Source organism: Paenibacillus chitinolyticus, from assembly GCF_045038035.1.
GTDB lineage: Bacteria > Bacillota > Bacilli > Paenibacillales > NBRC-103111 > Paenibacillus_F > Paenibacillus_F chitinolyticus_A.
In genome coordinates, this window is the sequence record NZ_CP173427.1 from 2,567,417 (window position 1) to 2,588,102 (window position 20,686).

Genomic DNA, 20,686 nt, shown 5'->3' on the forward strand with positions numbered 1-20,686 from the left:
CGAATTGCCTTACTATGAAACGGCTGTAACTCTTTACGTTCTTCTATGCATGCACTCCGGCATCGTGGAGATGGACGATGTTGTCATACGTGGTCTTTCCTCGCCTTCATATTCCCCATGTGTTTTTTGTCCCGCTTTTGCAGAGATTTCAGTTTGAGGTTTACCAGTGCAACACCGATGATAATTAGAATGAGTCCCATCACCATCTTGGGAGTGACCGTTTCGCCCAAAAAGAGAACGCTGATCACAATCGCAATGAGCGGGACCAGAAAATTAAACGAACCGATTTTGCCGGCTTCGCCCGATCTGACAAGCAGAAAGAAAACGAGCCAGGTCAAGGCCGTACAGAAGATCGCAATAACCGACAACGTCGAGATGAAGGGCTGGTTCCAGACGATATCCGTCCAGTTTTCAACGGTAGTACCCGCAACCAACAATACAATTCCGCCAAAGATCATCTGAAGAGTAGTCAACCAGATCGCATCGACTCTAGTTGAGGTTTTCTTCATATAGATCGTACCGAACGTCCAAGTAATCGTGCTGGCTAAACCGAGCAAGATGCCGGCGGACGAAATATTCCCGGAGCCATCGTTTATGCTGATAACAGCGACTCCGATGAAGCCGAGAATCAAGCCGATTATTTTGAAACCGGTCATGGATTCACCCAACCACAACCAAGCTCCGATACCGAGTAGAACGGGCTGCATGAACACGATCGTCGAAAATAAACCGGCCGGCATCATATTCAATCCGAAAGTTTGAAAGCCGAAAAAGAGAATGATGTTCAGCAATGCGGAGATCAGGTAGATGTTCCAAGTATGCTTCATATTAAGCTTCCTATAGCGTGGCAAAGCGAAAAGAAGCAAAATGAGACCTCCGATAAAGATCCTCAAGCCGGCGAAAAGCAACGGTGGCGCGAATTCGAGCGCATATTTGGAAAGCGGCCAGTTCACCCCCCACATCATAACTAAGAACGTTAAAAGGATAAAAGTAAGTGTTCGCGAAAGTTGCATGGTTCTACAGCTCCTTTGTGTGATGGTGCTTCCTATGGTACAATAGCTCACTAGATAAATAAAATGCATGTTTATTATAGAGGAGATACCATAATTGTTATGACACATTCGCAGCTGACATTGTTTGTGAAAATAGTCGAGACCGGTAGCTTTACCAAAGCCGGTGAGCAATTGAATATGACGCAACCTGCCGTAAGCCGCGCCATTTCTGCGCTTGAATCGGAATTAGGAGTCACCCTACTGATACGGGATCGGAAAAGCGGGGTCATTCTCACTGATATTGGCTTGCGCTTGCTTGCCATGTTCAGAGATATTTTGCACGGCTACGATAAGGTAGAGCAGGAGGTAACGGCTGAAAAAGGGTTTGAAGTCGGCACCGTTCGCGTCGGAGCGTTCCCGATTATGTCCGCGCACTTCTTGCCGAAAATATTGCGGGTGATCGGGGAGAAATACCCGGGGCTGACATTCGAACTGTATGAAGGGACCATAGACGAGATTAAAACATGGCTACACTCCAGAATGATTGATGTCGGATGGATTATTCCGCCGATCAACGAACTGGAAACGATTCCGTTTTTCCGAGATGAATTATGTCTACTCCTTCGGGACGATCATCCATTGCAAAGCCGCCCGACAATCCATATCACGGATCTGGACAATGAACCTATGATTGTGTGCAAAGGTGGGTTTGTAACGCCGATTTACGAGTTGTTCCAGCAATTCGGAACCACTTTGCGCGCCAAATATGACGGCCACAATATAAACACGGCGTTGAGCATGATTCAAGAAGGGCTGGGCGTCTCGATCGTATCGAAAACTTCGTTGTCGCTGTCGGCACTGCCGCCTAATGTCCGCGTCCGGACAATCGACCCACAGCCGTTTAGAGAGATTCACCTGGCGGTTCCTTCTTTGAAGGAGGCTCCACACGGGGTGAAACTGTTCCTGCAGACCGCAAGAGAGCTTTATTTGTCCGGCGACCGGGACCACTAATGTGCACTTTTTGCGCAGCCGTTCTGACGGGCATAGTTCCTACAAAACACCGTCGGACATGGACTTTTCTCATGATGACCAACATGGAGTGACCCGCATAACAAGGGAGATCTGTAAAATTAGAAAAAGCTTGAGCCGCATTTGGCCCAAGCTTTTATTTTGTTTAAACCATCAATCAGTAGATTTTATTGGTCAATCCGCTTAAAAAAGTGGGGGAATAAGCTTTCCATCGAATTTGAGTCGATCTGTCCCGCGGCTTATCCATGCCGGGTAGTTCCACGCTGGATAAGCTTTACTTCCAGTTGGTGGTTTTCCTCATCTAAATGTATTTGTTCAATTTTCTTGATCAGAATTCGCGCGGCGATCATGCCCATTTCATAAATAGACTGCGATACCGTTGACAATTCAGGGTAGACCATTTCAGCTAACGAAATGCCGTCATAGCCGATAATTTGGACTTGATCCGGCACACGAATACCATGTTCCTGCAAGGCGCGGAGCGTACCGATTGCCATCAGGTCATTACCGGCGAATACCCCGTCAATGTCCGGATGCTCCTTGAACAGCTTTTTCGCGGCTTCAGCCGCTTCTTTTAACTGGAAATTCCCATTGACAATAAGCTTAGGTGTAAACCATGGCATATTTTCAACCAAGTCAAGGTAGCCCTGGCACCGCTCTTCGGCAATCCACAAGCCCTTAGGTCCTCTGATATGCGCAATTTTGCTGCATCCTTGCCGCAATAAGGCTTGCACGGCCAATTGAGCCCCATCCCGATTCTTCGAAGTGACGGTGGGGATGACGGGGGAGCTGCTGCGGTCCACTGCAACCATCGGGATATCGAGCTGGTCAATTTCCTCTTCCGTTAAGGTATTGGTTGCCATGATGAACCCATCGATATATTTCTGCTTTAAATTCTGGATGTATTGCCTTTCGATTTTGGCCGACTCATTGGTGTTGCATAGGATCGTTGTATACCCGTACAACTGTGTTACTTTCTCCACGGCAAGCGCAAGCTCGTTAAAGAAAGGGTTGGTAATATCCGGAACAAACAGAGCAATAGTCTTCGTCGACTTCTTGGAGAGGCTGCGCGCGACGTCATTCGGTACATAATTAAGCAATTTAATGGCTTTATGAACTCGCTGCAGCGTATCCTCGTGAACATAACCTTTTTGATTAATAACACGAGAAACGGTAGCAACGGAAACTCCAGCTAATTTAGAAACATCTCGAATCGTTGCGATGCCCTCATCTCCCGTTCATTAAGATGTAATCGATTACACAAATAAATATGATTATCTTACTGTATCGTCAAACGATTGTCAATACAGGTTTTACAAGGATCTTCTTGTTGACATTAGTTTCGCATTGAATTAACATAAACTCAAAATAGGTAACCGGTTACACATTCCTCGGTTATTTTTTTGTTAGCTGTTTGGGAAGAATAAGCCAAAGGTTTAATTTTACAATTTGAGAGGATGTTGAGCAGAATGAGCATAAGAAAAACTCCTATTATTATTGACACGGATCCCGGAATTGACGATGCGGTTGCGATTGGCGTAGCCCTGCACCATGAATCGCTGGACGTCAAGCTGCTGACAACCGTCGCCGGTAACGTATCCGTTGACAAAACGACCCAAAATGCGCTTAAGCTGATCGAGTTCTTCGGTACAGGCACTCCTATTGCCAGAGGGGCAAGACAACCGCTCTGCATGCCATATGAGGACAGCAGTCACATTCATGGGGAGTCCGGTATGGGTGGATACGAGTTTCCGGAGCCGACAACGAACATTCATCCCCAACACGCCGTCAACGCAATTCGTGAGACGATTATGAACAGCGAGGAGAAGATGACGCTCGTGCCGATCGGGCCGCTGACAAACATTGCTTTGTTCCTGGCGATGTACCCGGAATGCAAATCACGCATTGAACGGATTGTCTTGATGGGTGGTTCGGCGTCAGCAGGGAATCATACTCAGACGGCAGAGTACAACATTTATGCGGATCCGGAAGCGGCCAAGATGGTTTTTGCCTCAGGCTTGGATATTACAATGGTCGGATTGGATGTAACCCATAAGGCAACTTTGACACCCGATAATGTGGTCAAAATTCGCGATTTGAATGAAACCGGTAACATGCTGTATTCCATGTTCCAGCACTATCGCGGCGGCAGCTTAAAAACGGGGCTGAAAATGCATGATTTATGCGCGATCGCCTATATCGTTAAACCTGAATTGTTCAAAACCGAGAAATACTTCGTAGACGTTGAGAATGCGGGTGTGTACACGGCCGGCACGACGATTGTGGATCAAAAAAACCGATACAATAAAGAACCGAATGTAAACGTTTGCCTGGATATTGACGTGGACGCATTCCGTACATGGGCAATCGAATGTATTGCGAAAGCAAAATAAATCTAACAACTTAGAGGGGAGATCTCGACTTGGCAGAACTTATATTTGGCTTGATCGTGGTCGTGCTTGCAGGCTGGATGATCAGTAAGAAAGTCAATGCTACCGTTGTTTTGTTCGTTGCAGGAATTGCACTCTTATACGGCGCTGTATTTATGGGACATAACGTTTTGCCCGCGGAAGCGGCGACGGGTTCCAGATGGTTTGACCCGATGAAGTCGATTACAAACAATTTTATAAGCAATTTAGGCAATATCGGTATGACAATCATGGTATTATTCGGCTTCTCATCCTATATGACGAAAATTGGCGCGAACGAAGTAACCGTTCAAACCTTGATGAAGCCGTTAGCCGGAATTAAATCGGTCTATGTGCTCGTCCCTGTCATTTTCGTAGTCGGTAACTTGCTATCGCTTGTGGTTCCGAGCGCTTCGAGCCTTGCCATTCTGCTCATGGCTACGCTGTACCCGGTTTTGAAGCGAATCGGCATGTCCGGATTGACGGCAGGCGCCGTTATTGCGACAACAGCGACGATCATCCCGACACCGCTGGGCGCGGATAATGTCATTGCCGCACAGACGCTGGGCATTGATTTAATGGAATACGTCATGAAATATCATGCCGTCATATCGATTCCGACGCTTATATTGATGACCTTCGCGCATTATTTCTGGCAGAAATATATGGATAAGAAACATCCCGAAACCGACGCAATCGACGAATCGAAGCTTGGAACGCTGCGCACGGATTTGCCGCCAACTTATTATGGCTTCCTTCCGATTCTTCCACTCGTTCTGATTACCGTATTCGGTATCTTCGTTAAATCGATCAAAATCGGTCTTGTGGAAATCACGTTTATTTCGCTGATCGTTGCAGTCATTGTTGAAATGATCCGTAAACGTAAAATTCAGCAAGTGTTCGAAGAATTAATGGTGTTCTTCCGGGGTATGGGGGACGGGCTTGCAATGGTTGTTTCGCTGCTTGTTGCCGCAAGCTTGCTTGTTGACGGTCTGAAGGCTCTTGGCATTGTAGATATGCTGACCGATTCGGTAAAAGATTTAAACGGCGCCGGCATGATTCTGATGTTTGCCTTCTCGGGAATTACCGCCCTCATCGGCCTGATCAGCGGCGGCGGACTTGCGGTGTTCTACGCCTCGGTCGGATTGCTGCCCGCCATTGCGCAAAACGTAGGCATTGACGGGGCGATGCTGTCAATTCCGATGCAGTTGATCGCGAACCTTGTGCGTTCGGTCTCGCCGGTGGCTGCATGTATCATTGTCGTTTGCAGCATCATTCAGAAAAGCCCGATGGCAGTTATCAAGCGGACCTCTGTTCCGATTATAGTCGGCATCATCAGTACGCTGGTGTTGTCCTACGTGATGTTCTCTTAAGTGGTAACGATGATCGCTGTGCAAGGCCATTTAAACAGAGGGTTTTATAGGATTGGAGTGAGAGAAAAATGAAAAAGATATGCATACTTGGAAGTATTAATATGGATTCCAGCTTATTGCTGGAATCCCTCCCGCACGAAGGAGAGACCCTATTTGCATCGGGAAAGCTCGTCGGTCCCGGCGGAAAAGGATTTAACCAGGCCGTGTCGGCGGCCCGGCTCGGAGCTTCCGTACACTTTATCGGCAAAGTCGGGGCGGATGAATACGGCAAGCAATTGGTCGCTACCCTGCAGCAGGAAGGCATTCATACCGAGCATGTCGGCGTAAATCCGGATTTGCCTACGGGAGAAGCTTTGATCCTATTCAGCACCAGCGGCAGCAACATGATCGTCGTCAGCGCCGGCTCGAATATGGCCATTACTGCGCAGGATATAGAAGAATCCAGAGACATTATCCAATTATCCGATGTCATTCTGGCTCAATTCGAAGTGCCGATCGAAGTCATTCAGCATGTTTTTACAATTGCGAAGGAAGAAGGGAAGGCTACGGTGCTGAACCCTGCGCCGGCCAAGGCGATTCCGCCCGCACTGCTTCAAGTCACGGATTTCCTCATCCCGAACGAAAGCGAGATGCACATGATCACCGGTTGCGATACGAACTGCGAACAGGATATGGTGCAAGGGGCAGCGGCTCTGCTTGAACAAGGCGTAGGATGCGTAATCGTCACACTCGGTGACCGGGGCAGCCTCATTTGTCACCCTGACGGCAAGTTATCCATTCCTGCCGAAAAAGTTGCCGCGATCGATACGACTGCCGCCGGCGACAGCTTCATAGGGTCCTTCTGCACAAAGCTGCGAAGGCAGGAACGGAAGCAGCTCGGGCATGTCGCGGAAGCGGTCAAGTTTGCCAGCCGCTTCTCGTCTATTGTTGTCCAGCGCAAAGGCGCATTCCAATCCATCCCCTATGCTTACGAACTAGCAGAAATGAGCTGATAACATGAGCATTTTATGGGGACTTCTAGGCTTAGCCGTTATTTTGGGGATTGCCTATTTGATGTCTGACCATAAGAAAAAGATTAATTATCGTACGGTTATCGTTGGGCTTGGAATTCAACTGGTATTCGGTTATATCGTACTCAAATGGGATACCGGCAAGCAGATGCTGGAGGTCGTATCCACAGGGTTTACGAACTTATTCCATTACGGATACGAAGGTCTATCCTTCGTGTTCGGAAGCTTGGCCGATAAGACGCAGGCCACGGGTAATATATTCGCCATTCGCGTTGCGATGCTGGCTGTGTTTATTACGCCGCTGATCGGCATTCTATACCGATTCGGCATCATGCAGTTCTTCATGCGGGTCGTTGGCGGAGGGCTCGGCAAATTGCTGAAGACAAGCCGTGCGGAATCGTTGGCAGCGGCAGGCAATATTTTTCTGGGGCTGCAAGAAATTCCGATCATGATCAAGCCCTATATGAAGTTCTTGACTCGGTCGGAGATGTTCGCGATCATGGTCGGCGGCCTCGCCTCCGTCGCGGGAGGAATCATGGTGGCCTATGCCGCATTAGGCATTCCGATAGCCTATTTATTGTCCGCGAGCTTGATGTCGGCTCCAGCGGGTCTCATCGTTGCGAAAATTATGATTCCGGAAACCGATACGCCGATAGAGGCAGGCTCTCGCGAACTTGAAGAGGAAGATTCGGAAACGAAAGATAATCTTATCAATATTATTTCAAAAGGCGCTTCGGCAGGGATGAGGATGGCGGTACAGATTATCGCCATGCTGATCGCGTTTGTTTCTATGGTAGCGCTGCTAAACGGACTGCTAGGTTGGATCGGAAGCTGGTTCGGGTACGGAGATTTATCGCTTCAGATGATTCTGGGCTGGGTGTTTGCTCCCCTTGCATTTGTGATCGGCGTTCCTTGGTCTGAGGCTACGATAACAGGCAGTTTTTTGGGGCAGAAATTCGTCATGAATGAAATGATCGCTTTTGGTTCATTTGCTAAGGAAATGGAGCATTTGTCACCAAAGACGATTGCGATCGTAAGCTTCGCGCTTTGTGGTTTTGCGAATATAGGTTCAATGGGGATCCTGATAGGCTCCATGCGATCGTTAGCTCCTGAACGAAGTCATGAAGTGGGACGTCTTGCCTTTAAGGCAGTGATTGCAGCTTCGCTGGCTAATCTGTTAAGCGGTACGATCGCCGGCATGTTTTTGTAGAGGTAAAGAAGTCAACGGAAAGTCATTGAAGCATTGCAATCTCGACATGATAACCTGCAAAGCTTTTTGTTGCAGACTAAAGCCGTTCCCGGGCTTAACGCCTGAGAGCGGCTTTGCTGTATTTGTCTCCGGTCGCTTAGAGGCAGAAGAAACGGGAAGGCGCACCCGTTAAGGGGACTGTTCTTCCCGACGAGGCGTCAGCAAGATTCGGACAGCTCGGAGGATTTGGCACCCGCAGGATGTTCACGAAGCTGCTGCCCTCTGTGAAAGAACGGAAATGCGGCGAACGCTAGCAGCGTCAAAATGCCGAAGATGACCGGTCCCTGACCGAAGCCCAGTCCCTGCAGCAGGAGCCCGCCGATCCAGGCGCACAGGCTCTGTCCCAGAAATGCAAAGCCGCTGGCTCCGTAGTAGGCACCCCGGAGACGCTCGGGAGCGATTTCGCCAATGAGCACATCCCCGACGACGAAGCACAGAATCTCGCCCATGGTGAACACAATCATCGAGAGAAAGAGCAGAGCCGTATTCTCAAAGAGGCCGAAACCGAAAAGTCCCGCGCCGAACAGGAGGCAGCCCGTTTTCAGCGCCGTCAGGGACGTGTAGCGCTTCATAAATCGGGTTAACGGATATTGCAGGAGCAGCACGCATAATGTGTTGACGATAAACAGACTGGAGTAGACCGCTACCCGGTCGTGGCCGATGTACTGCGACAAGGTTGTGTCTAGGTGCGAGTAAGCCCCGGCGACGAAAAAATTGCCGAGCAGCAGATAGAGAAACACCTTATCGGTAAAAACAATCTTCATCATTTGCTTTACGGTCGCGCCGGGCTCATCCCTGCTCCGGAGCAGATGCCTGAACGAGAACATAAAGACGAGGAGCAGCGCGGCGTACACGGCGTAGATAGCGGCGCTGACCAGAAAAGGAAGCAGGGAAGACGTGCCCCCGATGCCCAGCTTCAGGCCGATTAAAGGCCCGACGGCACCGCCGATATTGATGGCGAAATAGCGTGCGTTAAACACTTCCGTGCGGCTTTCGGCCGGTGTCACATCGGCCAGCAGGGCACGCGCAGCAGGTTCGAACACGTTCCGGAACAGCCCGTTCAAAGCGCTGAGGACAAAAAACAGCCAGGTCGCATCGGCGAAGGCGAAACCGATAAACACCAGACTCCAGGCCGCCATCGACGCAATCATCACGGGATAACGGCCCAGGCGGTCGGACAGCGCGCCTCCGGCAAAACTGCCCAGCGTGCCGACGAACAAGCTTACCCCGAGAATGGCTCCGATCGTCGCGGGATCTATGCCTTTGACCTTGCCCAGATAAATGCCGAGAAACGGAATCGTCATAAAAAAACCTGTCCGGGACAGGAAAGTCCCGATAATGACTCCCCAGGCGACGGGGTGAAAGGAGGGAATACGGAATCGTTTTGTCGTTTTCGCTTTCATGGGGATCACCCTTCTTTTTTGTCGTTATGTTCAGTATAGCTACACAAAAGGGGATGAAAAGTGTATGATTTGATGGAATCAGTTCACCTTTTATAACGGATTTATCGAAACGGAGGAACGAAAACATGCAGACCGTGCTGCCTTTTTTGGAACTCCGGCTGTTTTTCAGAGACCGGGAGCCGCAGAAGCCTTTTCCCGTTACGGTCGATGAGCTGGCCGGTATCTGGCACTGCACGCCCCGCTACGTGAAGCTGATCGTCCGCACGCTGTGTGAGCAGGGATGGATCGATTGGCAGCCCGGCAAGGGCCGCGGCAACAAATCGAAACTGACCCTCGTGCTGGATTCCGACGAGCTTCTGCTGGAGGAAGTCCGCCGGCGCACGGAGCAGGGGGAGGTTCATGAAGCGATGGAGCTGATGAATCGGTTCGGCGGTCCCGCCGTCAAGGACCGGTTTATGGATTGGATTTCCGAAGGCATCGGTTTCTCGACAGCAGGAGTGCCGGATTCCCCGCAGGAGACACTTTGTATGCCCGTTTTCCGCTCGATTACGACGCTGGACCCCGGACTTGTCTACTATGCTTTCGACTGTCATATGGCCCGGCAGTTGTTCAACACCCTCGTCGAATATGACGAAGAGCTGCAGACGGTTATTCCCTGCATAGCGCATTCCTGGGAAAGCAGTGCGGACGCCAGAGAGTGGACCTTTTATTTGAGAAAAAACATTCTGTTCCATCACGGCCGGGAACTTACGGCGGAAGATGTGATGTTTACGCTAAATCGTCTCAGGCACGATCAAGGCCGTTATGACAGCGGGTGGATGTTCCGGGACATTGAGCGGATGGACTCTCCCGACCGGAAAACGGTCGTCATCCGGCTAAGGGAACCGAATTACTTGTTCCTGAGATTTTTGTGTACGATCGCGGCCGCAATCGTACCGGAGGATGTTGCGCGCCGGGACGAGGCCGCATTTGGGGAGATGCCCGTAGGCACAGGGCCTTTTCGGGTCGTATGCCGCAATGAGGGTAGATGCGTGCTGGAAGCTTTCCCCGCTCACTTCCGGGGCCGGGCCCATCTGGACCGCGTGGAAGTGCTCATTTTTCCGCGGGAGGAATCCGGGCGGTTGAAAGAGCCCGACTGGACGTCCATCATGACGTCCCACGGAGAAACATCCGGCGCGAGGCGGGAGGCTCTGGTCAGCGGAGGAAGGGGATGGCGGAACATGGAAACGATGTTCAGCTGCAGCAGCATGCTCGTCTTCAACCAACGGAAAAACGGCCCCCACAATCACCCTTTGTTCCGGGAAGCGTTTCATCATATTCTCGACCGGGAAGCGCTGATCGCCGATCTGAAAGGCGAAAGATTATGTCCCGCCGGAGGCTTCCATCCGCAGGAAGATATGGGGAAGAGGGAGGGAGCGTTTTATCCCATCAAGAGCCGATCTGAAATTATGGCGCTGCTGGAGAAAAGCGGATATGCCGGAGAGGTGCTGGAACTCGTCACGTATTCCTATCACGAAGAAGACGCCTGCTGGATTCAGGCACGCGCCCGTACGTTCGGCGTTTACATTGAAATCCGGGTCCGGAATGCGGAGGAATGGTCGGACCGTGCTTCGCTGCAGCGCTACGACTGCCAGCTTTACGGAATTGTTCTGGGAGGCGACGAGGTGCGCGAGCTGGAAGTTTATCTTCAGAACAATTTTTTTGCCGCCTTGTGGGACAGCGCGACGGAAGAGGTCGTCCGCCGGGAGACGGCCGCGATTTTGCGGGAGCCGGTTGAGGCGGCGCGTAGGGAGAGATTTGCGGGTCTCGAACGGTGGATTCGTGAGACCCACGCGATTGTGTTCCTCGTTCATAAAACGACGAACACCGCCTTCCACCAATCCGTCCGCGGGGTGAAAATCAACTCTTACGGGTGGGTCGATTTTTATCATATCTGGTTCAATAAAGGGGCGGCGGTCTCAACTTGACAGACTGTCGATAGCTGCGATCGTTACTTCGGGTAGAATGGTTGATACTTATATGAAAATGGAGATTAAGCATGAAAAAATTTCGGGGAAAGAAAAGATATTTCCGTCATTTATGGAAGCGAGTTAACGCCTTTTATTTACACCCGGATAACGAATCTTGGTTCGATTTTTGGCATTTCCATCTTGATTTTTGCGGGATTGGAGAACATAGCTTAAAGCTTAGAAGAGAACATATTAAAGCCCATCTTGCGCTGTACAATATTTTATTAAATAGGCTGGAACGATTCAAAAAGCCTTTTCAAAGCTGGATCTGCATTCATGAACAAGACGCGGGTTTGGATGCCGTTTATATTCATACACCCAATCCGAACGGTGACAATTTCCCCCGTAAGCTTGCATCAATAGATTGGCATTATAAGTTACCGGATATGTTCAAGGATTTAATTGATCTTAATCAATTCAATGTCGGCTATTATAAGTCCGATGATGGGAATATTTATTTTATTCAATCGAAGGAGCAAGACATGAAATTATAATGAGATCCGGCTTGAATTTGAAAGCAAGAGGAGACTTGCGTCACGCTGGATACAACGAGAGGAGCGGAACGATGAAGAAAATGATGAACAAGCCGGAAAACCTGGTTAAAGAGATGTGCAGCGGTTTTGTGCTCGCTCATCCGAATCTGGAGTTGGACCGTAAATATACGATCATCCGCAAAAGAACGATCCGTCCCGATAAAGTGACGCTGATCAGCGGCGGGGGAAGCGGGCACGAACCCGCACATGCGGGATTTGTGGGCAAAGGGATGCTGGATGCCGCGGTCTGCGGCGATGTTTTCGCTTCTCCGTCCCAGATTCAGGTGTATCAGGCGATCCGTTCAACGGCCAGCCGGAAGGGAACGCTTCTCATTATCAAAAATTACAGCGGCGACATCATGAACTTCAAGAACGCGGCGCATCTTGCGGGCGAAGACGGCATACGAGTCGATTTTGTGAAAGTGGACGACGATATTGCCGTAGAGGACAGCTTGTACACCGTCGGGAGAAGAGGAGTTGCCGGAACGGTTCTCATACATAAAATAGCGGGCGCGGCCGCGGAAGCGGGGATGTCCCTGGAGCAGGTCAAACAGGCGGCGCAGAAGGCCGTGGACCGTACGAAAAGCATCGGATTCGCTTTGTCTTCCTGCACGGTACCGGCCAAAGGCAGTCCGACTTTCTCCATGGAAGAGAATGAAATGGAGTACGGGGTGGGCATCCACGGCGAACCCGGTATCCGGCGTGAAAGTGTGCTTACGGCCGATGACCTGGCCCGCAGAATGGTAGCCGAGCTGCTGCAGAGCCTGCCCGGAGACGATGATCATCCGCCGGAAGTGGCCGTGCTGGTCAACGGGTTCGGAGGCACTCCCTTGCAGGAGCTTTATCTGCTTAATCATTCCGTACAAAGGGAGCTCGCCTCACGGAATGTTGCCGTATATAAAACGCTTGTCGGCAATTACATGACCAGCATCGACATGGAAGGCGCCTCGCTCACCCTCATGAAGCTCGACGACGAGCTGAAAAACCTGCTCCGCGCGGAATGCGATACGCCGGCTCTCACGGTCCGTGAATATACGGAGCCTGCGAGCTTCGCGGAAGTCGTTCCTGCCGAGGAGGCGCTCGGGGACAAGCCGGTTTCCTTCAACGTTGTGACTCCGCAAGAGAGCGCCGTTATTCATAACGGCAGGCTGTCTCTGGACAATATGATTTATCTGATCGATACGATGAGTGAAATCATTATCGAAAACGAGGTGCCGTTCTGCGAGCTGGACGCGCATGCGGGAGACGGCGATTTCGGCATGAGCGTTGCGAAAGGCTTCAAACAGTTGAAAACGGAATGGAACGAACTGACCGCCCGGGCTTCGGACATCGCATCGTTCTTGGATGCCTGCTCCCTGATTATTATGGAGCACTGCGGCGGCGCTTCCGGCCCGATCTGGGGATCGGCTTTCCGGGCGGCGGGCAGAAGCGTCCGAGGCAAAGCCGGTCTGGATGCGGCGGATATCGCTGAGATGCTGCAAGCCGCAGTCAAAGGAATTCAGGATACGGGAGAAAGATCGTTCGGCAGGGGAGCGCTAGTCGGTGACAAGACGCTGATCGATGCGCTTGTTCCTTACGCCGACTCGTGGGAGGCGAGCAGCGCCGCAGGCACGGACCTGAAGCTGGCCGGAGCCGCGGCTGCAGAAGCTGCGGTAGAGGGGGCGAAGAAGACGGAAGCGATTGTCGCCCGGATGGGCAGAGCGGGAACCGTCGGCGAGCGGAGTATCGGCTATCCCGATGCGGGAGCGCATGCGCTGGGGGTTATTTTCACGGTCCTCGCCAAAGCGCTTAAATACCCGGAGTGAGGATGCCAGTTGTCCTTGCGAAACGTTAAAGAACCGGCCTCTTTTAAGGGGCCGGTTCTTTTTGCCGATGAGGCGCAGCAATTCGCTTTGCGTCTCCATAACCTTATTTTCCGTATAGCGGAGCGATTCTGTCTATGCGGTTCGTCCAGATTCCGCCGGTATAGCCGGAGGGCAGCCGCTTGATGTCTTCAGGGGAATCGAAGCCGCCGGAAAAATCGCTGCCATCTCCTCCGACTACGATAACGCGGGTGTCTGCCCCGTCCATCCGGTTCAGAAATTTGTCCGGCCAGCCCCATAACCAAGGCGCGATTTTCTCCGGAATGTGCAGCTGTGTCCGTTCGCATGCCGAAGGTATATAGCCCGACCAGCCTGCGGCTATGTAGGGGATAAGACAGCTTTTCATCGTGGCTTTCGACGTTACCCGTATTCCGGTAAGCTCCGCTTTTAACGCGTCAATAGGTTCGTCTCCTCCGTATACGGTGAGCCGGTCCAGTTGTTCTTTCGGCCGTACCGCCAGAAACCCCGCCAGCTGTTTACCTTCCGCGGCATCGTTACTTTTAATATGAATCAGAAAAGAACAGTCGGGAAATAACTCAAGCACTTCCCCCAGAGATGGCATAAGCCCTGTTCCTTTGCCTCGAAAAGGATACGTCTGCCCGTGATCGGGGGTATAGCCGTAGCCGATATCCAGTTCTTTCAGCTGCGCCATCGTGTAATCAACGGTTTTATCGGAGGCAGGAGTCCGGCAATCCAGGGGACGTATCCGCAAGGTCCGTACAGCTCGGCTATGACTGTGGATAGGGTGCCGTCCCCGCCGAACTTGCTTCAAACGAATTTCACCGTATGCAAGCATATCTGCCGGAGGTGCGCATACGATTAGGCGAAGAAACGGGAAAAAGGAGGATCGCCTATGCCGGCTGAAGAGATGCAGGTGACTTCGCTTGTATCGGGGTTTTTACCCGAAGGTGCGAAACTGATGACGATAGAGAAACCCGCCCCGCACACTGCGATTCACCTGGCCGACTTAACAGGAGACGGTATACCGGAAATTGCGGCGGTTTACCGGTTAAACGGTGAAATGTACCTGCTTGTATTGACTTACCGGGACGGCGTTTGGCTGAAAGCGGCGGCTGTAAAAGGAACCGGCTACGCCGTAACGCTGCTGTCGTCCGCCCCCGTACTGCGGGCCGGTCTGGACAATCTGCTCGTAGGCTGGCAGATCGGTTCCATCTGGTCGAAGCTGTCGGTTTACGAATGGACACCGGAAGGGCTTAGAGACGCCGCTCCCGCGGACATGAGCTACAGTTATATCGAAGTGGGGGATATGCCGGGTCTTGTCGGGCCTGACGGAAAAGCCGAAGTGGCGCTCTGGATTCATGATACGGGAGAAGCCTACAGCGTCCAGGTGCTGAGGTGGAGCAACGGGGCGTTTGTGCCGGCGCCGGATGTCTATCCCTATTATTTTCCGCGTGTGGTCCGGTACTACGAGGCGATGACCCGGCGGCATCCGGATTATACGTTTTACTGGTACTATCTGGCCGACGCCCAGTACCGGGCAGGGCTGCCGGAAGCGGCGTTGGTATCGGTCCGGAAAGCGCTATCTTTTCCGAATCCCTTTCCTTCGCGTGAAAAACTGCTGGAGCTCCGGCTGAACATTTTGGCGGCGCTCGGCAGATCGCCCGAAGCACGGATGCCGGCCCTGTTGCCCGCTTCCTTGAAAACAACGTCCGGACTGAAATGGGGCTACATCGATCCGGACGGAAGGCTGGCGATCCGGCCGATTTACGAGGACGCCGCAGATTTTCAGCAGAACGGACTCGCCGTCGTCGGAAAGAACGGGAAGTACGGCCTGATCGACCGGTCGGCGCATTTTGTCGTGCCGCCTGTTTACGATTCGATCCATCCGTTTTCCGGTCGGCGGGCGGTCGTCATCGACGGCGAAGGCTTCAAGCTGATCGACGAGAAGGGCAAAGTTCTGACCGGGCGTGCCTATTCGTTCATCGCCGATATGGAGGACGGGAGAGCCGTTTTCTACGTCACCGAAGGGGGAAGCGGCGATACCGGAACGAGCAGGTACGGCTATCTCGACGTGCAGGGCAGAGAGGTGATCCCGGCGCAGTACGAGGAAGCGAACGATTTTCACGGCGGCCGGGCCGTCGTGAAAATCCGGGACGGCGACTACGCGCTCATCGCTTCGGACGGCCGCAAACTGGTGTCCTACCCGTACGCGTATGTCGGTCCGAACGGAGACGGCCTTCTGGCGTTTCAGCAAACATCCGGCGGCAAGTACGGCTACATCGATGAACGGGGGAAAGTCGTGATTGCGCCATCCTTTACGGTGGGACTGCCTTTCCATGACGGCCGTGCCGTTGTCAGCGCGTCGGAAGACTACAAGTGGACATACGGCGGCATCGACAATGCGGGCCGGTATGTGATCAAACCGGCTTACAACGACATCCGGGATTTGGGAGAGAAGCGGTTTGCACTCGGCAGGGCGTTAGATCCCGAACAGCCTTTCCTCGGTTCGGTTTACGCGATCGCGGACTGGAACAGAGCGCAGCTGTCGGATTTTCTGTACGACGAGGTTTCCGGCTTCAAGGACGGTTTAGCTTCGGTGGCGGGAGCCGAACAAACCTATTTCGTCAACCGAGGCGGCAAACCGGCGCCGGGCTATCCGAGAGTGGAAGGAAGCGGCTCACTCACGCTCGAGCGGGGAGGGCTGATCAAAGCGTACACCGATCGCAGGCTGGCTTATCTGAACCGGACCGGCAAGGTGATCTGGCAACAGAATACGGTCATTTCCTTGACAGCGCCTTACGCCGTAAGAGAAGGCAAATATAAGCCGAACCGCGACTATCTCGTCTACTACCCGCAGGTCGAAGGCATGAAGGACGGGACGGCACAGCGTACGGTCAACGACAGACTGAAGGAATGGAGCCAGGTGAAGCCGGTTCCCGGGGACCGGAAGCTTGATTCTTCGTATTCAGGCGATTTCGAGATCGCTTTTTACAAGGAAAAACTGCTTGAGCTGGAACTGACCGGGTACAAATACCCGTTTGGCGCCGCCCACGGCATGCCTTCCAAAACGGTTGCGATCCTTAACCTGGAGAACGGCCGCATGTATGCGCTCAAAGATTTGTTTAAACCGGGAAGCGACTATGTCCGCATACTCAGCGGTATCGTGGGCAGGCAGATTAAAGAAGACCCGCAATATGCGTACGTGTTTACGGACAGCTATACGGGCATTAAGCCGGATCAGCCGTTTTATGTGACCGAGGATGCTCTTCATCTCTATTTCTTTCCGTACGATATCGGCCCGTATGCCGCCGGTTTTCCGACTTTCACCATCCCTTTTGCCCGGATTGGGGCCATCGTCGACCGGGAGGGAGAGTTTTGGAAAGCGTTTCATGCTTGAGGGGGGAACGTTTTTCTTTTATTGTTATCATTGATAATCATTATCATTTAACTTAAAATAGAGAGAAGCAGGGGAATCGCGACGTCGATTAATATAAATCCCAGATGAGGGGGAATGCAGATGAAGCCGAGCAAATCAGCGGCACGCATCGAAGGTCGCGGAGAACGCGCGGCGGCCACGAGACCATACCTGACTGACATCCGGGTGTATATGGATTCGCATTATCACGAGCAACTGACCGTCCGGCAGCTTGCCGAACGCGTTCATGTCAGTCCGAAATATTTTGTCGATCTGTTCAAAAAAACATTCGGCCAGAGTGCCATGGACTATTTGACCGATTTGAGGATCAACCGGGCCAAACGTTATTTGTCCGAGCCCGAACCGCTTCTGTTGAGGGAAATCGCCCAGCGTGTGGGATACAAGGACGAGTACTACTTCAGCCGGAAATTTAAAAAGGAAGTGGGTATGTCACCTACGGAGTTCGCGCGGAGTTCGAAACACCGGATCGCGGCCTGGTCCCCCGACATGACCGGGTATCTGATCGCCCTCGGCCTGACGCCGCTGGCGGCTCCGCTTGATCCCAAGTGGACGGCTCATTATTACTACTCGTACCGGAAAAAAATCAGATACGCGCTGAAGCTGACCGACCCTTATATTACGGGCACCTTCGAGGAAAACGCGGATCTGATGGCGCGTCTGAGGCCGGATGCCGTCGTGGCCGGGGACGGATTAAGCGACGAGCAGCAGGATACGATCAGTAAAATCGCGCCCGCTCTTTTTGTCCCGACTTCACGACAGCTTGGCTGGCGGGAGTATTTGCGCCTTATCGCGGTTTTTCTGAAACGTACCGACGAAGCGGAGCAGTGGATCCGGGGCTACGACAAGCTTGCGGATGAGGCCCGTATTCAGTCGGAGGGGACGCTTGGAGATGACCGGATCCTGATCGTGCGGCTTTACGGCAAAGGGCTGTATTCCTACACGAACCGGGGCATGGAGGATGTGCTTTTCAAAGATTTGAACCTGCGGCAGGTCTCGCCCGGCAAGCAGTCGGCCCCGATCCGGCCGCAAGATATCCAAGCGCTTGATCCAAGCCGGATTCTCGTCCTGGTCTGCCCGGAATCGGAGTCGAGGGCTTACTGGCTTGCCCTTCAGCATTCACCCGAGTGGAAAACGATCGGAGCGGTCCGTTCGGGAAGCATTTATCCCATATCGGCCGATCCTTGGCTGGAATATTCCCCGGTCGCCGTCGCACGTATGCTGGATGAGGCGATGCTGCTGTTTACGGGAAAATGTCCAAACGCCTTTCTGGATCATGTGCATGGCGGATGCCCTCCCGCTGACTTATAATTCCTGTGAATGAGAATCATTATCATAGGGGGCAGAGCTTAGTTATGCGCAATCATTTCTTGAATAAAATCGTTACGGTGAAGGTGCTCGCCGTTATATGCACCGCTCTGATGCTGACCGCTTGCGGTGCTAATCCGAATGCGGGAACCGCTGACGGCAAAGCGGGAGACACAAGCGCTTCGGCGGCACCCACCGGTGCGGCCGGCGGACAGGAACGGACGTTTACGGACGAGTTTGGCCATACCGTCAAGGTGCCCGCTTCTCCCAAACGGGTCTTTGCGCCCTACTTGGAAGATTCGCTCACAAAGCTTGGAGTGACTCCGATCGCCCAATGGTCTGCGGGAGGACAAGGCAACAGTTACTTGAAGGAAAAGCTGAGCCAGGTGCCCAAGCTTGACTTTTCGGGCGGCGCCCCTTCTCCGGAAGTCGTGACGGAGCTTCAGCCCGATCTGATTATTTTGCAAACCGAATCGTACGCATCCAACGGAGTTTACGAGAAATACTCCAAGATCGCTCCGACGTATGTATTCAAAAACGCTTCAAGCGACCCGGCTGCTTCACTAAGCAAGCTCGGCGAGCTGCTGGGCAAGACAGAAGAAGCGAAGCAAGCTTTGCAGGCCCACGATAAGAAAGTGCAGGAAGCGAAAGCGAAGCTGCAGCAGGCTGCGCCGGGTAAAAAGGCCGCTGTCATCCGTTTCGCGAGCAGAGGCGTAAGCCTGATGGGCGGCAAATATCTGGCCGGTGCTGTCGTCCACGATAAGCTCGGATTCGGAATGTCCAAGCTGGTGGACGGCAAAAACTCCGCGGCCATCTCGCTTGAAGTGCTGCCGGATCTGGATGTGGATTACATATTTATGATGAACCAATACGGCCAGGGGACGGAGCGGATGAAAGAAATCACCGAAAGTCCGTTTTGGAAAAAGATACCTGCCGTCCAGGCCGGTCACGCTTATGAGGTGAACAGCGAATACTGGCTGGGAAGCGGAATGATTGCGGACGAAATGATGATCGACGATGTGGTTAAGCTGATTGCAAAATGATGGAGAGAACCGTGTTCGGGATTAGCCCGGACACGGTTTTTTTCTGTAATTATATTTGTTAAAAATGGATTTTGACCAAATAAATTCCGGATTTCTTCCATGTGCCGGCGAGAGAGGAGCCTATATAATTTTAAATGAAAATGATTATCAATATCACTTAATGGTTGATTACATTTCTTTACTAGGAGGCCGCAAAGAATGGTTTCACGTGTGGAAACAAGCCGCAGAACGTTTCAGGGAAAGACGGCGTATGGCGGCGTGGAGATTCCGAACACCGAACAGCGGGTGATGCGTTCGTCCGGAACGAATCTTTCCTACCGGATTATGACGGCACTTCCGCCGGGACCGCCTCCTGCGGCGGGCTACCCCGTCTTTTATGTCCTGGACGGCAATTCGGTATTTGCCACCGTAGCGGAGGCATTGCGGGTTCAATGCCGGCGTCCCGAAGTGACGGGCGTCAAAGCGGCGCTTGTCGTAGGGATCGGGTATCCGACGGACGAACCGTTTCATCCGCAGCGATACTTCGATTACACGCCGGAAAAGACAGCCAAGTATACGCGCAAGCCGGACGGAACGGTGCTTCCGGAGCAGGGAGGCGCGGCTGCCTTCCTCGAATTTATTCAGGAAGAGCTGAAACCGGCCATCGCAAGGGAGTACCCCGTCGACAGCGCGAATCAGACGATTATGGGTCATTCCCTTGGAGGATTGTTCGTCCTGCATACGCTTTTTACAAGACCGGAATATTTCCGTACCTATATCGCCGGCAGCCCGTCCATCCATTGGAACCGCGAATGGCTCGACGAGCGGGAGAAGCTGTTTACGGCTGCACTTGACGCGGGTTCGCTGCAGAGGAGTTCGGGTATCCGGGCGCTGATTGCGATGGGCGAACTGGAAAATGCGCATCCCTCGGGCAATTACGGGATGGCGAGAGAGCTGGCCGCCAGGCTCTCTAAAATGGAGAGCCGCGGTTTAACCGCACAATGGCATTCGTTCGAAGAGGAAGGGCATGTCTCCGTTCTTCCCGGATTGATCAGCCGGGGGCTGAGGTTCGCTTCCCGCCCCTAACGAAAGCG

The 20,686-nt window shown here is 52.5% G+C and carries 15 protein-coding genes and 1 pseudogene; 12 read left to right on the plus strand and 4 right to left on the minus strand.

Features of this window, described 5'->3' with window-relative positions; all coding sequences use genetic code 11:
- Positions 1–83: 83 nt before the first annotated feature.
- The gene (locus ACI48J_RS11820; protein WP_405082891.1) at positions 84–1,013 is read right to left on the minus strand and encodes a DMT family transporter; all 930 of its coding nucleotides are present in this window, start codon (positions 1,011–1,013) and stop codon (positions 84–86) included.
- Positions 1,014–1,112: 99 nt separating this feature from the next.
- On the opposite strand from ACI48J_RS11820, the gene ACI48J_RS11825 reads away from it, so the two are divergent.
- Complete coding sequence (locus tag ACI48J_RS11825; RefSeq protein ID WP_405082892.1) at positions 1,113–2,003, plus strand: LysR family transcriptional regulator; 891 nt, start codon at positions 1,113–1,115, stop codon at positions 2,001–2,003.
- A gap of 257 nt (positions 2,004–2,260) precedes the next feature.
- On the opposite strand, the gene ACI48J_RS11830 is transcribed toward ACI48J_RS11825, so the two are convergent.
- Positions 2,261–3,244 carry a LacI family DNA-binding transcriptional regulator gene (locus ACI48J_RS11830; protein ID WP_326056676.1) on the minus strand — a complete coding sequence of 328 codons (984 nt, stop codon included), beginning with the start codon at positions 3,242–3,244 and terminating at the stop codon, positions 2,261–2,263.
- Between the two features lie 246 nt (positions 3,245–3,490).
- Between ACI48J_RS11830 and rihC the strand changes: the two genes are divergently transcribed.
- The 4 genes from rihC (at position 3,491) to ACI48J_RS11850 (ending at position 8,022) form a co-directional block, all read left to right on the plus strand.
- Entirely contained in the window at positions 3,491–4,414 is a 924-nt protein-coding gene (gene rihC / locus ACI48J_RS11835; protein WP_405082893.1) for a ribonucleoside hydrolase RihC, read from the plus strand.
- 29 nt (positions 4,415–4,443) lie between these two features.
- Positions 4,444–5,802: a C4-dicarboxylate transporter DcuC gene (dcuC, locus tag ACI48J_RS11840; RefSeq protein WP_405082894.1), complete on the plus strand. Its 1,359-nt coding sequence runs from the start codon at positions 4,444–4,446 to the stop codon at positions 5,800–5,802.
- Between the two features lie 101 nt (positions 5,803–5,903).
- Positions 5,904–6,794, plus strand: a complete 891-nt coding sequence (gene rbsK / locus ACI48J_RS11845) for a ribokinase (protein ID WP_405082895.1) — start codon at positions 5,904–5,906, stop codon at positions 6,792–6,794.
- Positions 6,795–6,798: 4 nt separating this feature from the next.
- The gene (locus ACI48J_RS11850; protein ID WP_405082896.1) at positions 6,799–8,022 is read left to right on the plus strand and encodes a NupC/NupG family nucleoside CNT transporter; all 1,224 of its coding nucleotides are present in this window, start codon (positions 6,799–6,801) and stop codon (positions 8,020–8,022) included.
- 197 nt (positions 8,023–8,219) lie between these two features.
- Here the strand turns inward: ACI48J_RS11850 and ACI48J_RS11855 are convergent, their stop codons facing one another.
- The gene (locus ACI48J_RS11855) at positions 8,220–9,464 is read right to left on the minus strand and encodes an MDR family MFS transporter (RefSeq protein WP_405082897.1); all 1,245 of its coding nucleotides are present in this window, start codon (positions 9,462–9,464) and stop codon (positions 8,220–8,222) included.
- A 125-nt stretch (positions 9,465–9,589) separates the two neighbouring features.
- Here ACI48J_RS11855 and ACI48J_RS11860 point away from each other — a divergent pair, with 125 nt between their 5' ends.
- From ACI48J_RS11860 to dhaK, 3 genes are all read left to right on the plus strand, one after another.
- Positions 9,590–11,431, plus strand: coding sequence for an ABC transporter substrate-binding protein (locus ACI48J_RS11860; protein WP_405082898.1), 1,842 nt, complete (start codon positions 9,590–9,592; stop codon positions 11,429–11,431).
- 71 nt (positions 11,432–11,502) lie between these two features.
- Positions 11,503–11,967, plus strand: a complete 465-nt coding sequence (locus tag ACI48J_RS11865) for a hypothetical protein (protein ID WP_405082899.1) — start codon at positions 11,503–11,505, stop codon at positions 11,965–11,967.
- Between the two features lie 71 nt (positions 11,968–12,038).
- On the plus strand, positions 12,039–13,811 hold the full coding sequence (gene dhaK, locus ACI48J_RS11870) for a dihydroxyacetone kinase subunit DhaK (RefSeq protein ID WP_405082900.1): 1,773 nt from the start codon (positions 12,039–12,041) through the stop codon (positions 13,809–13,811).
- 103 nt (positions 13,812–13,914) lie between these two features.
- On the opposite strand, the pseudogene ACI48J_RS11875 reads toward dhaK, so the two are convergent.
- Positions 13,915–14,565, minus strand: a pseudogene (locus ACI48J_RS11875) (glycerophosphodiester phosphodiesterase); the annotation flags it as partial.
- A gap of 156 nt (positions 14,566–14,721) precedes the next feature.
- On the opposite strand from ACI48J_RS11875, the gene ACI48J_RS11880 reads away from it, so the two are divergent.
- The 4 genes from ACI48J_RS11880 (at position 14,722) to ACI48J_RS11895 (ending at position 20,678) form a co-directional block, all read left to right on the plus strand.
- Complete coding sequence (locus tag ACI48J_RS11880; protein WP_405082901.1) at positions 14,722–17,226, plus strand: WG repeat-containing protein; 2,505 nt, start codon at positions 14,722–14,724, stop codon at positions 17,224–17,226.
- Between the two features lie 120 nt (positions 17,227–17,346).
- On the plus strand, positions 17,347–18,573 hold the full coding sequence (locus ACI48J_RS11885; protein WP_326056658.1) for an AraC family transcriptional regulator: 1,227 nt from the start codon (positions 17,347–17,349) through the stop codon (positions 18,571–18,573).
- 44 nt (positions 18,574–18,617) lie between these two features.
- A complete protein-coding gene (locus ACI48J_RS11890; protein WP_405082902.1) occupies positions 18,618–19,613 on the plus strand; it encodes an ABC transporter substrate-binding protein in 996 nt (331 codons plus the stop codon).
- 198 nt (positions 19,614–19,811) lie between these two features.
- Positions 19,812–20,678, plus strand: a complete 867-nt coding sequence (locus ACI48J_RS11895; RefSeq protein ID WP_405082903.1) for an alpha/beta hydrolase — start codon at positions 19,812–19,814, stop codon at positions 20,676–20,678.
- The last annotated feature ends 8 nt before the right edge of the window (positions 20,679–20,686 follow it).